Origin of the sequence: Phytoactinopolyspora endophytica (genome assembly GCF_004138495.1) — a bacterium.
Classification (GTDB): domain Bacteria; phylum Actinomycetota; class Actinomycetes; order Jiangellales; family Jiangellaceae; genus Phytoactinopolyspora; species Phytoactinopolyspora endophytica.
The window spans coordinates 292,546-305,361 of record NZ_ML142852.1 but is presented as its reverse complement, the minus strand read 5'-3'; the positions used below and the strand labels follow the sequence as shown (position 1 = coordinate 305,361).

11 protein-coding genes are annotated in these 12,816 nt (G+C 66.7%); 6 read left to right on the top strand and 5 right to left on the bottom strand.

The genetic code is table 11. The features are described 5' to 3' along the window. The 4 genes from ELR45_RS40695 to ELR45_RS09815 form a co-directional block, all read left to right on the top strand. Nucleotides 1-334 (top strand): response regulator transcription factor (locus ELR45_RS40695; RefSeq protein WP_240759421.1); only part of this gene is annotated, 334 nt, incomplete at its 5' end. Nucleotides 335-507: 173 nt separating this feature from the next. Beyond that, complete coding sequence (locus ELR45_RS09825) at nucleotides 508-1,440, top strand: ABC transporter ATP-binding protein (RefSeq protein ID WP_129665513.1); 933 nt, start codon at nucleotides 508-510, stop codon at nucleotides 1,438-1,440. After that, nucleotides 1,440-2,579 (top strand): ABC transporter permease, encoded by a 1,140-nt coding sequence (locus tag ELR45_RS09820; protein WP_129665511.1) that lies wholly within the window; start codon nucleotides 1,440-1,442, stop codon nucleotides 2,577-2,579. The genes ELR45_RS09825 and ELR45_RS09820 overlap by 1 nt, the downstream gene beginning before the upstream one ends. 276 nt (nucleotides 2,580-2,855) lie before the next feature. Continuing rightward, nucleotides 2,856-3,434, top strand: coding sequence for a TMEM165/GDT1 family protein (locus ELR45_RS09815; protein ID WP_420813867.1), 579 nt, complete (start codon nucleotides 2,856-2,858; stop codon nucleotides 3,432-3,434). Nucleotides 3,435-3,444: 10 nt separating this feature from the next. On the opposite strand, the gene ELR45_RS09810 is transcribed toward ELR45_RS09815, so the two are convergent. Then, complete coding sequence (locus tag ELR45_RS09810; protein ID WP_205856305.1) at nucleotides 3,445-5,034, bottom strand: dolichyl-phosphate-mannose--protein mannosyltransferase; 1,590 nt, start codon at nucleotides 5,032-5,034, stop codon at nucleotides 3,445-3,447. Between the two features lie 127 nt (nucleotides 5,035-5,161). On the opposite strand from ELR45_RS09810, the gene rsmI reads away from it, so the two are divergent. Continuing rightward, the gene (rsmI, locus tag ELR45_RS09805; RefSeq protein WP_129665509.1) at nucleotides 5,162-6,040 is read left to right on the top strand and encodes a 16S rRNA (cytidine(1402)-2'-O)-methyltransferase; all 879 of its coding nucleotides are present in this window, start codon (nucleotides 5,162-5,164) and stop codon (nucleotides 6,038-6,040) included. On the opposite strand, the gene ELR45_RS09800 is transcribed toward rsmI, so the two are convergent. Beyond that, nucleotides 6,037-7,698: a beta-N-acetylhexosaminidase gene (locus ELR45_RS09800; RefSeq protein ID WP_129665507.1), complete on the bottom strand. Its 1,662-nt coding sequence runs from the start codon at nucleotides 7,696-7,698 to the stop codon at nucleotides 6,037-6,039. The two genes, rsmI and ELR45_RS09800, sit on opposite strands and share 4 nt — an antisense overlap. A 112-nt stretch (nucleotides 7,699-7,810) precedes the next feature. Then, complete coding sequence (locus ELR45_RS09795) at nucleotides 7,811-8,506, bottom strand: hypothetical protein (RefSeq protein WP_129665505.1); 696 nt, start codon at nucleotides 8,504-8,506, stop codon at nucleotides 7,811-7,813. Between the two features lie 529 nt (nucleotides 8,507-9,035). Here ELR45_RS09795 and ELR45_RS09790 point away from each other — a divergent pair. Next, complete coding sequence (locus ELR45_RS09790; RefSeq protein ID WP_129665503.1) at nucleotides 9,036-10,250, top strand: hypothetical protein; 1,215 nt, start codon at nucleotides 9,036-9,038, stop codon at nucleotides 10,248-10,250. Nucleotides 10,251-10,509: 259 nt separating this feature from the next. On the opposite strand, the gene disA is transcribed toward ELR45_RS09790, so the two are convergent. Next, nucleotides 10,510-11,601: a DNA integrity scanning diadenylate cyclase DisA gene (gene disA / locus ELR45_RS09785; RefSeq protein WP_129665502.1), complete on the bottom strand. Its 1,092-nt coding sequence runs from the start codon at nucleotides 11,599-11,601 to the stop codon at nucleotides 10,510-10,512. Nucleotides 11,602-11,763: 162 nt separating this feature from the next. Then, nucleotides 11,764-12,816 (bottom strand): DNA repair protein RadA (locus tag ELR45_RS09780; RefSeq protein WP_240759418.1); only part of this gene is annotated, 1,053 nt, incomplete at its 5' end.

Here is a 12,816-nt window from a genome sequence, read left to right as displayed (position 1 = left end):
GGACCTGGTGGAGTCGGTCCGCGTCGTCGCTCGGGGTGACGCGCTGCTCTCGCCCGAGGTCACACGGCGGGTGATCGCGCGGTTCAGCGGACCGCCGCGGAATGTCGACCCGCACCGGCCGCCTGAGCTGACCGACCGCGAGTACGAGGTCTTTGTGCAGGTGGCCCGGGGCGCTACCAACCAGGAGATCGCAGAGCGTCTCTTTCTCGGCGAGACCACGGTCAAGACGCACGTGTCCCGGGTCCTGATGAAGCTCGGGTTGAGGGACCGGACACAGGCTGTCGTCTACGCGTATGAGAGCGGCGTCGTCGCACCCGGAGCGGATTCTCTGTGAGGTAGGACTGGGGCTCAACGCCTTGCCCGTTACGTGTGGACCACAGGATGACAGGGAAACGGTACGCGCGATGGACGTCCGGGAACAGGCGCGGGACCTAGTTTGGTGTACGGATTCGTGGACCGGTGCTGACGACAGTGCGATGAGCGGCGTGAACACAGTGGAGGCCAGGCATGTTGCAAGTGAGCTCGGTGAGCCGGAGCTTCGGTGATCTCCGGGCCGTCGACGACGTGTCGTTCGATGTCGCACCCGGCCGGATGACCGGGTTCGTCGGAGCCAACGGTTCCGGCAAGACGACGACGATGCGGATCATCCTCGGCGTGCTCGGGGCGGACGACGGGGCTGTGACGTGGCGCGGTGACGAGGTCACCCAGAAGGTCCGGCAGCGCTTCGGTTACATGCCGGAGGAGCGGGGCCTCTACCCGAAGATGAAGGTAGCTGAGCAGGTCGTGTATATGGGCCGCCTGCATGGCCTGGACCGGACGGTCGCGCAGCGGAACGCGACAGAACTGCTCGAACAGCTCGAAGTGGTCGAACGTGCCGAAGACCCGGTCGAGCAGCTGTCGCTAGGTAATCAGCAGCGGGTCCAGATCGCGGCCGCCCTGGTGCACGATCCGGATCTGCTCATCCTCGACGAACCGTTCTCCGGGCTGGACCCGCTCGCGATCGAGATCGTACTGGGGGTGCTCCGGGACCGGGCGGCGCGAGGTGTGCCCGTCCTCTTCTCCAGCCACCAGCTCGAGGTCGTGGAGCGGCTCTGTGACGACCTGGTGATCATCGCCGCCGGCGCTGTCGCGGCGAGTGGCTCCCGGGACGCCTTGCGGGCTCAGTTCGGACCATCCCGGTTCCAGCTGGTGGTGGACGAGGACGCCGGCTGGATCCGTGATCTGCCGGGCGTTCGGCTCGTCGAGCTGGACGGTCCGCGCGCCGTCTTCGACCTGGACGACGAGGCGGACGATGGCGCGGCACTGGCTGGAACCGTTGTGCGATCCGGACAGGGCGAGCGTGACCAGGCCGTCCTGCAGGCGGCGCTACAACGAGGACCGGTGCGTGGTTTCGGGCCGGTCGTCCCCTCCCTGTCCGAGATCTTCAAGGAGGTCGTGTGATGACCATGGACACCGCACGGCAGGCCGGTACGGAACGCACCGGTACGGAACACACCGGTACGTCGTTCTGGTCGGCGACCCGCCTGGTCGCGGAGCGGGAGACCAACGCGCACGTGCGCACGAAGGGCTTCTGGCTCAACTTCGGACTGTTCGTGGTCGCCATCTTCGCCGCAGGGCTCCTCCCGAACGTGTTCGGCGGCGGAACGCCGAGTGTGGCGGCGGTCGGGCCGGAGGCTGAGCAGATCGTCGCAGTGACTGACTTCGACGTTCAGCAGGTCAGCGACCCAGAAGAAGCGGAGGAACTGGTCCGCTCGGGAGAGGTTGATGCGGCGGTCGTGCCCGACTCCTCAGGGACCTCTCCGTTAGGAGTCCGGGTCGTCGGGCTCGACGACAATCCGGACGATGTGGTCTCGGCCTTGAGCGTCGCGCCACCTGTCGACGTACTGGAACCTTCGGAGGTCGATGAAGGCGTCCGCTTCCTCTCCGCGTTCGGCCTCGCCATGGTCTTCTTCATGTTCTCGGTCGGGTTCGGGATGGCGATCGCGCAGAGCGTCGTCACGGAGAAGCAGACCCGGATCGTGGAGATCCTCGTGGCGACCGTGCCGGTACGAGCTCTGCTGGCCGGGAAGATCATCGGCTATTCGCTCCTCGTGTTCGCGCAGGTCGCGGTCCTCGCCATGCTCACGCCCATCGCTCTGAGAGCCGGTGGCCAGGACGAAGTCCTGTCCTGGGTCAGCGACGCGCTGGGCTGGTTCGTTCCCTTCTTCGTCCTCGGGTTCGTGCTGCTGGCATCGATGTGGGCGGTGGCCGGCGCCCTCGTGAGCAGGCAAGAGGATCTCGGCTCGAGCACGAGCCTGGTGATGGCCCTCGTCATGGTGCCGTATTTCGGGGTCATCATGTTCTACGACAACGAGCTCGTGATGAAGATCCTTTCGTACGTGCCCTTCAGCGCTCCGGTGGCGATGCCGGTGCGCACGTTGGACGGCGAGGCACAGATGTGGGAGCCGTTCGTGGCGATGGCGATCCTCGTGCTCACCCTCTTGGCGAGCGTGGCGATAGCCACGCGGCTCTACTCCGGTTCGCTGTTGCAGACCGGGTCCCGGGTGAAGCTCGGCCGCGCCTGGACCCGCGCCGACTAGCACTCATCCGGTGGCGGGCGCCATTTGGGCGAGGCGTGGTGTGACGATGGGCACGTCACTTTCCGATGGTTGTGCCCCCGCGAACCAGGTAGAGTCAGGCACGCGAAGGGGAGTAGCCCCCAATGTCGCGGTCGACACACTGACGCAGGTGTAGGCGTCCGGCCGTGCGGCCTCTCACGAGGCGGGCGAGACCTTCGACCAAGGCAGTAGTGCCGGGTCGAAGTCTCGCGTACCTTCGTCCCGGCGCGGGATCGAAGGGAACTCCACGTGGCCGAGGTGTGGGCCGGTTTTCTTGTCAGCTTCGGCGTAATCTTTGTCGCCGAGCTCGGTGACAAGTCACAGCTGATGGCGATGACGTTCGCCACCCGATACAAAGCCTGGCATGTCATCGTCGGGATCACGGTGGCGACGACGGTCGTCCACCTGGGTTCGGTGGCCATCGGTTTCGGGCTCGGCGAGGCGATGCCGACGGGTTGGATCAATATCGTCGCCGGTGTGGCGTTCTTCGGCTTCGCGGCATGGACGTTGCGCGGGGACTCGCTGAGCGACGATGAAAGTCAGAAGGCAAGCCGCGCCACCGGGTCGGCGATCATGGCGGTGGGCATCGCGTTCTTCCTGGCCGAGCTGGGTGACAAAACGATGCTGGCCACCGTGACCCTGGCCACGCAGCATGACTGGGTGGGGGTGTGGATCGGCTCCACGATCGGTATGGTCGCGGCCGACGCGCTGGCGATCGTCGTGGGCCGGCTGCTGAGCCAGCGCTTGCCGGAACGGACCGTCGCGATCGGCGCGGCCATCCTGTTCGCCCTCTTCGGCGCCGTCCTCCTCGTCGAAGGCATCACCCACCTCACCTGACGCGGCAGTGTTAGATCCAGTTGTCGAACCACATTCGCTTTCGCCAGTCGTCGTACGGGATCACCTCGTCGACATGGAGCGGGTAGAACCAGGCGGCGACCACGATGACGATCAGGACGAACCCACCGGCCAGCGCGATGCCGATGGCTTTGCGCTGCGCCGAGTCGCTCGGCTTGCCGATGATGAGGCCGAGGGCGTAGGCCGAGGCCAGGGCCAGGAACGGCACGATCGCGACGGCGTAGAAGGCGAACGTCGTGCGGTCCGGATAGAACAGCCATGGGACCCAGGTGGCCGCTACGCCGGCGAGGATGGCCCCCGCGCGCCAGTCCCTGCGGAGGAACCAATACAGCAGGCAGACCACCAGGGCCGCACACGAACCCCACCACAGGATCGGGTTCCCGAGGGCGAGCACCTCCTGGCTGCATCGCGCCGTCTCGCAGCCCTGCTCGCCCTGCTCCAGGCCCTGGTAGTCGAAGGAGACGGGGCGACCGAGGAACAACCAGGTCCATGCCTTGGACTCGTAGGTGTGCTCCTCGGTGAGGCCGTTGTGGAAATTCCAGATCTCACTGTGGTAATACCACAGGCTGCGTAGCCAGTCCGGAACCAGCCCGCCGATGCCGGAGGCCGGGCGGTCGGCCGCCCAGTTGCGCCCCCAGCCGTTGTCGGAGAAGATCCACCCCCACCAGGTGAGGACGTAGGTGACAAGCGCGGAGCCGACGATGGTGACGAAGGCCACCGGGCCGTCCCGCAACAGCGTGTTGACGGCAGGGCTGCGCACACCCACGGCACGGCGGGCGCTGATCTCCCACAGCACGGTCATCAGCCCGAAGGCGGCGAGCACGTACACACCGCTCCATTTGGTGGCACAGGCCAGACCCAGCGAGATGCCGGCGGCGAGGCGCCAGGGACGCCAGCCGATGAGCGGGCCGTCCCCGAAAGGGAGCCCGCCCGCTGTTCGACGGCGGGCCCATTCGGCCAGGGCGGTGCGACTTCGGTCCCGGTCGACCAGAAGGCATGCGAAGGCGGCCACGATGAACATCGCCAGCAGGCCGTCCAGGATCGCGGTCCGGCTGGTGGCGATCGCCATGCCGTCGACCGCCAGGAACAGGGCTGCCGTGCAGCCGAGCAGCGTGGAGCGGAGGAGCCGTCGTCCGGCTCGGGCGAGGAGGATCACCGTCACCACGCCGGCGAGGGCGGTGGCGAGACGCCACCCGGTGGGCTCCATGCCGAGCAGCCGGATTCCCTGGCCTATGAGGAACTTCCCGGCAGGGGGATGGACGACGAACGACGGCTCGTCGGTGAAGACATCGAGGTTGCCGTCGATGATCATCTCGTCGGCGTCGTCGACGAACTTTCGTGCGTAGCCGAACTCGGTCTGGGAGAACGCGTCCTTGGCGTAGTACGTCTCGTCGAAGATGATCCGGTTCGGTCGCCCGAGCTCTACCAGCCTGAGCACGGCAGCAACGGCTCCCACCAGCAGAGGGCCGAGCCAGCCCCATACGCCGTCATCCGGCATCGGCCGGCTCAGCCGGGAGCGTACCGCGCGTAGGGGAGACTTCGCCCGCTCCATCTCCGGTGCTTCGACGGTGGTGCGGGCCACCGGCTCATCTTAGACGGTCCCGCCGTGGTGCTCGGCCAGCCTGGCGCCGCACGCTTGTAGCGGTGCCCGTTGGTCGGGTTTTCGGGGTCTGGCACGCGCGGCATGCTCGATCAGGGAGGATAGAGGGGTGGGAGATCAGGAAAGAGCCGGCGTGCTCGTGCTGGCTGCCACCCCCATCGGCCGGCCCGCGGATGCGTCGCCCCGGCTTGGGGAAGAGCTGGCGGACGCCGACATCGTCGCGGCCGAGGACACTCGGCGGATGCGGCGGCTCGCGTCGTCATTGGGTATCGACATCGGCGGCCGCGTGGTGTCCTACTTCGAGGGCAACGAGGAGATGCGGACGCCTGAGCTGGTGGCGGCGCTCGATGACGGTGCCCGTGTGGTGCTGGTCACCGATGCCGGCATGCCGTCGGTCTCGGATCCCGGTTACCGGCTCGTCGAGGCCGCAGTCGAGGCGGGCACGCGGGTAACGTCCGTGCCGGGCCCGTCCGCGGTAGTGACGGCGCTGGCCGTGAGCGGCCTCCCGGTCGCACGCTTCAGCTTCGAGGGGTTCCCGCCGCGCCGCGCCGGGGAACGCGCCCGTTGGCTCGACGCTCTGGCCGGTGAAGAACGCACGATGGTCTTTTTCGAGTCACGCCATCGCCTGGCGTCGACGCTGACGTTGATGTCGGAAGCCTTCGGCGAGAAACGCCGGGCCGCGGTCTGCCGTGAGCTCACCAAGAAGCATGAGGAAGTCCGCCGCGACGGCCTCGCCGAGCTCGCACGCTGGGCCCAGGAGTTTCAACCGTTGGGTGAGATCACGATCGTCGTCTCCGGGATTTCCGACGCGGGTGGTGCGGGTGGACCTCTGACTGTGTCCATGACCGAGGCGGTTGCCATCGTCGAGGATCGAGTGGCCGCCGGCACCAGCCGCAAGGACGCGATCGCGGAGGTGGCGCGCGAGCTCCGGTTCTCCAGACGCGAGCTCTACGCAGCCGTGGTCAACGCTCGGACGGACACGACCTAACGACTATCGAACCGGGCACGCGGCCCTGTCCCGCCCTGTTGCCAGGGATGCGGGCCGGACAGCGGGCGGTAGTTCACCCCGAGCGCCCCCAGGCGTGACAAGTGTCCCGGTAGCCGGTCTGCGATCGGGTGGTCGCGCCTGCTGTTCATTCCGCTCCAGGCCATGTCCGCCACGGCGGCGAGCCTGGGGAACGCGGCGTACTCGACCTGGCGGGGCGTCGGCAGGTATTCCGTCCATAGCTGCGCTTGCACGCCGAACACGCGGCCCCGCGACGCTCCAAGTCCCTCTGCGGCATCACCGAGCGGACGGACGTGCTCGGTCTCGTCGTCGGCCGGGTCGGCGGGCGCCGGGTCGAACTCGCTGATCGTCTCCAGCGGTAGGTGACCGTGGATATGCAGCGGTTCATCCGGCTGATCGGACGGGTACCAGTCGAGGTACACGGCCTTCTGGGGTGCGACGATGACGTCGTGCCCTGCGGCGAGGGCCTTGGAGGCGGTCGCGAACTCCCGCCAGACGGAGATCACCGCATCCGCGGGTGCGCCGCCGTCCTCGAGAATCTCGTCCCAGCCGATCACCCGGCGTCCCTTGCTTCGCAGATGGTCCGCGAAGGACGCGGTGAACCACGACTGCAGGCGGTCGGTGCTGCCCAGGTCCAACTCGTCCGCTCGCGCCTTGGCCCGCGGGCTCGCGAGCCACTCGGTGCGCGGGCACTCATCGCCGCCGATGTGAACATACGGTGAGTCGAAGATCTCGGTGACCACGTCGAAGACGTCGCGGGCGAACTGGAGAGCTTCGTCGCTGGGGGCGAGTACCTCGGGGAAGATACCGAACGTGGTGGCGACTGGATGTGCGGAACCTGTGTTGCCGAGCTCGGGATAGGCGGCGAGCACCGACCGCACGTGCCCCGGCAGGTCGATCTCCGGAACGACGGTGATGTAGCGGGCGGCGGCGTAGGCGACGACTTCCTTCAGATCAGCGGCTGTGTAGTAGCCGCCGTGTGGCGTGCCGTCAAATCCCAGGCCCGAATTGGCATGCCCAAGCACCGTCTCCGATCGCCACGACCCGACCTCGGTGAGCCGCGGCCATCCAGGCACCTCGAGGCGCCAGCCCTGATCGTCGGTGAGATGCAAGTGGACGACGTTGAGCTGGTGCAGCGCAGCGAGGTCGATGAGCCGAAGCAGAAACTCCTTCGGCTGGAAATGCCTGGCGACGTCCAGCATCACACCACGCCAGCCGAACCTCGGCTCGTCGTCGATCGACACGCACGGCAGCTCGATGGGCCGGCCGAGCACGGGAGCAGCGCGCAACGTGTCGGCCGGCAGCAGCTGCCGGATCGTCTGCACGGCTCGGACCAAGCCGGCGGGGTGCGGTGCCTCGATCGTCACGGCGTCCTCAGTGACGTTGAGCCGATACCGCTCCGCGGTGGTCGACGGGAAATCCTGGTGGCCGTCGCCGGTGAGTCTGAGTGTGATCGCAGCGGATTCGCTATGGGGTACGACGGGCACCGCCATGCCACTGCCGGCGCGGAGCGCATCGTGCAGCAGCCATGCGGGCCCGGTGGCGTCACCTGTGGCGGCGATCACCGTGGCGCTGGCGACGGTGAAGGTACCTGGCTGTGGGGAGACAGAACGCGGCTGCGGGATCAGGTCGAGAGACACGGTCCGAGATTATCAGCCTAGGTAGTCCAAAGGTCTAGGTACGACGCGGCCGCCCGCCTGCCTTCGTGGCAGACGAGCGGCCGCAGAGCCTGAAGATACTCGCAGGCCGTGATCAGCCGTTGCAGGCCGCGTAGTACGACTCCTGGCCGTTGGTCAGGAAGTTGAACGGACCCTGCCACAGCCACGGCAGGACGCACGCGTCGTTCATGATGCCGCCCTCGTCGGTGATCTCCTCCTCGGGGAGCAGACCCTCGAACTCCTCGGCCACCGCGTCGTCCTGGATGACATCGTGGCTGGAGACCTCTCCCGCCAGATACTGTTCGAACATCGACTCGTCCAGCATCTCCGAATCGATCATGTACTCGATCGTCATGTACTGGGCGATCGCGTTGCCGAAGTTGTCCGCTGCCGTGTACTCGTTGCAGGCCGCGTAGTCGGCGTGCTCGCCGTTGGTCAGGACGTTGAACGGGCCCTGCCACAGCCACGGCGCGATGCAGGCGTCGTTGAGGATGTTGATGCCCTCGCCGGACGACGAACCGCTGCCGTTGCATGCCGCGTAGCTGCCGGTCTGGTCCTCGGTGAGCACGTTGAATGGGCCCGGCCAGAACCATGGCAGCAGACAGAGGTCATTGCCGATGTTGGCGTCGGGGACGTCGAGAACGCTGTCCAGGTCGGTGGCGGCGCTCGTCGTGGCAGAGCTCGGCACCGTGCTTGCCTGCGGCGTTGCCGAGGCGGCGCTGGCCAGCCCGACGGACGTGGCAAGCGCGACGGCCGCGATGATCGCGGCTCGAAGTGTCTTCTTAAACACGCTGTGCTTTCTCCTTGACTCGTGCGAGTGTTGCTCCCGTGGGCGCAACATACGCTCCGAAATGTGTGCGACACCTATGCTTGACGGAATAATTTATGACTGTCAAGCACCATGTCAAAGTGCCGAGAAAGTTAATCAAGAATTTTCGGCGCCCAGTGCATGAGAATCGCCGGCCGTCAGAATGGTGATAGTGGAAGCAACGTTGCGTATCGGACAAGTGCCATCTTGGATCACCAATCACCGCTGATCGTGCGAGTCGCTCATTCGCGGACCAACCGTCAGATATGGCGATCGAACCCCCTGGGCATGGGCCGTTCGTATGACTACGAGTACCGACGATCGTCTCCAGTGCGGCCAATATGAAGGCTTAGTTAAATGGCACAGAGTAAATGTTTGACATGCTTCGTCATACGCGGATAGCGTCCGGTCAGGGCGCCCAGAGATTTCCCAACAAGTAAGGCGCTCGGCTTCTCTCTGGGCGATGACGCCGAGCCTACCGATCCCTAAAGGGGCTTTTATGACTCTCTCGATGACAAGCGTGCGGCCTGGTCGTCGTACCGCTGTAACCGCTGTAGCCTGTGGCGCGGCCACGGCACTGGCGGTCGGCGCGTTCGGGCTTCCGGCCAACGCTGCTGAGCCGGAGGATCCGGGTGACTTCAAGATCACCGCGGACGGATACTACGGCACGGCCCGGTTCGACTTCGGTGGCGACGTGCCGCTGGTCGGGGAAGCGGCAGAGTTGCAAGGCGACCTGACCATCGGCGATATCGAGAATGAGGTCGACTCGGCGGGTCTCGAAGACCAGGCCGAAGGCACATACTCCCGTTCGTTCGGCAGCCTGGTGAGCGCAAACCTCCTCGGCGTCGACCTGCCGGTCGACCTGTATGCCGTCGAGCAGGTCGCGCTGCCTGAGGAAGAAGAGGCCGACACGTACGGCGTGCACGAGCTCGAGGTTCCGCTGGCCGGTGAGCTGAGCGCGATCTCCGGCGAGGCCAAGGCGAACTGGAACGACGAGGTTCTGGGCCACGGCTCCGAAGGCGGCGTACTGACTGAGCTGTACTCGGGCGCCGGCCAGGTCGACCTGGTGGACTTCGAGGAGCTGGGCTTGGTCGGTGGACTGGTGCCGGTGGACCTGCCGATCACCGATGGTCCGCTGTTCAGCATCGGCGCAGGCCAGCTCCTGCAGGAGACCGGCGTCTTCGGCAAGGAGGACGGCAGCCAGGGCGCCTACGTCGAGGTGAGCGGCCGCTTCGGTGATGTCAACCTCCTGGGCGGCGCGGCCAACGGTGGCGTCACCATCGGCCTGGCGGCGTCGTCGGACGCCGAGACACCGAACGCGTACGGTTACCTGGAGGCGACCGGCGAGCCCGGTGGCGCGTCCTTCGAGTACGACCTGCCGGCCCTGGAGATGTGGGTTGGTGACGAGGAGACCGGGATCGAGATCGAGCCCGGCTTCGACGAGACCGTCGAGGTTCTGCCCGGCGTCAGCCTGAACGTCAACTTCGCCGAGTACCGCGACGACGACATCGAACTGTCCGAGGACGGCACCCGTGCTGCCGCCTCGGGAGGCGGGCTGTCGCTGCGACTGGACGTCGCCGTCCCGGCTCCGGTCGTGGGAGAGGTCGAACTGGGATCGGCCGAGGTTGGCCTGCTGAGCTTCCCTGAGGTCAGCGTCGAGGTCCCGCAGGGCGGCCTGTACGCGAACGCCGACGCGGACGGTGAGGACTACATCTTCGAGAACTGAGTTCGATAACGGGGGCGCCCGCGGCAGGGAGGGGTCTCCCCAACGATGTGCCGGTCAACCGGCCATCGTTCTCGCCTCCCCGCCGGCGGGGGTGCTACGGGGTCGCTTTTAACTCCGAGCGCCGGCTGAAAGGCCCGTGAGCTCACATGGATATGTGGGCTCACGGGTCTTTCTGCATCTGTGTAGCACTGATGCCGGTGGCCACGTCGGTGGCCACATGGCCACCGTGCGCGGATCGGCCACCGTGCGCGGATGTGCGCTAGACGTATCGCTCCAGGATGCTGGACTCCGCAAGCCGTGAGAGGCCCTCGCGGACGTTGCGGGCACGGTTCTCGCCGACCCCATCGACTGCCTGGAGGTCGTCGACGCTTGCGGCGAGGAGCTTCTGCAGCCCACCGAAATGGTCTACCAACCGCTCGATGACAGGAGCGGGTAGCCGTGGCACGCGCGCCAGGAGGCGGTAACCACGAGGGCTGACGGCTGCGTCCAGCTGCTCGCCGCCGTTGAAGCCCAGCGCACCGGCCACGGCGCCGAGGTCGAGCAGCTCCGTCGATGAGAGCCTGCCGAGGCGATCGATGGCGTCTGAGACAGCGGTCTTGCGACGGCCGGCGGAGGACGGCAGATAGTCCCGGACGATCAGCTCACGATCCACGTCAACACCGGAGACCAGCTCGTCGAGCTGCAGGCTGAGCAACCGGCCGTCGGTACCGAGCTCGACGACGTAACCGTCGATCTCCACCGAGATGCGGCGGACCATCTCGAGGCGCTGCGCCACTGTGACGACATCACGGACTGTGACAAGGTCTTCGATCTCCAGCGCGGAGAGAGTTCCGGATACCTCGTCGAGCCTGAGCTTGTAACGCTCGAGCGTCGCCAGGGCCTGGTTGGCGCGCGACAGGATCTGTCCGGCGTCCTCGAGTACGTGGCGGATGCCGTCGACGTAGATGGCGACGATGCGCATCGACTGGCTCACGGATATGACCGGGAAGCCGGTCTGTTTGGCCACGCGTTCGGCTGTGCGGTGCCTGGTCCCCGACTCCGACGTCGGTATGGCCGAGTCCGGAACCAGCTGGGTGGCTGCGCGGAGAATCCTTGTGCAGTCCCGGTCGACGACGATCGCGCCGTCCATCTTCGCCAGCTCGCGCAGGCCTGTCGCATTGAACTCGACATCCAGGACGAAGCCACCGCTGCTGATCGACTCGATGATCTTGTCATAGCCCAGCACCACCAGCGCGCCCGTGCGACCACGCAAGATCCGCTCGAGGCCCTCGCGCAGTTCAGTACCAGGCGCAACCGCGGCGAGCGCTTGACGCAGCTTCGCCTCTGCGCCGCCTCTCTCGCTGCCGGGCACGTGACCCCCGTCGTGACTCGTCGATGACAATCGGCTGCCAGTCTAAGGCCGGGAGGTGTCAAGTGCGAGATTGACGCCCCGGCGCTGTCGAACACAGTCTACAGCGGGAGGCTGTGGGGTTTCGGCTCACGTGGTGTGATGTTCACCTGGTGGCCGGCACCGCTAGGTGACCGGGAACGCGGAGGCTGGGTCGGCGACGACGGCGAGCGCGGAGCCGACATGGTCCACTTCGACCACGCGGATGCCTGATGGCGCGGGTCCTGAGTCCGGCGGCACAAGCGCCGTCGTGAAGCCCATGCGCTCGGCCTCCGCGAGCCGGCGTTGGGTGCCGGTGACCCTGCGGATCTCGCCGGCCAGGCCCACCTCGCCGAGCGCGATCATGCCCATCGGCGTGGCCTGTTGCGCCGCGGCGCTGGCGACGGCCATGAGCACAGCCAGATCGGTGGCGGGCTCGGCCAACCGGGCACCGCCCACCGTCGAGGTGTAGACGTCCTTTGTCGTGAGCTGCACGCGGCCGCGACGTTCCAATACGGCCAGAACCATGGAGACGCGTGCGGAGTCGAGACCGGAGTTGGCCCGGCGTGGGGTGTTCAGAGCCGACGGCGCGACGAGGGCCTGAACCTCGCCGAGCAGCGGCCGCCGCCCCTCAACGGTGACCGTGACACAGGTGCCGGGGACCGGGGCGGCATGCGTGGACAAGAAGAGCCCGGTGGGGTCCCGCAACGACACGATGCCCGCGTCGGAGAGGTCAAAGCAGCCCACCTCGTCGGCGGGACCATAGCGGTTCTTGACCGTGCGCACCATCCGCAGGCGGGAATGCCGGTCGCCTTCGAACTGAAGAACCACGTCGACGAGATGTTCCAGAACCCGCGGCCCGGCGATGGAGCCATCCTTGGTGACGTGACCGACCAGGATGGTGGCGATGCCCCTTTCCTTGGCAACCTGGATCAGGGACGAGGCCACCTCTCGGACCTGGTTGACTCCGCCGACGGCGTTGTCCAACGTAGGGCTGGCGACGGTCTGGACGGAGTCCAGCACGACAAGCGACGGCTTGACCTCGTCGATATGGGTCAATACGGCTGAGAGGTCTGTCTCGGCGGCGAGGAAGAGGTCGTCGGCGATACCGCCGGTGCGCTCTGCCCGCAACCGAACTTGAGCCGCGGACTCTTCACCCGTCACGTAAAGCGCCCGCCCGGCCTCCACGGCCCACTTGGC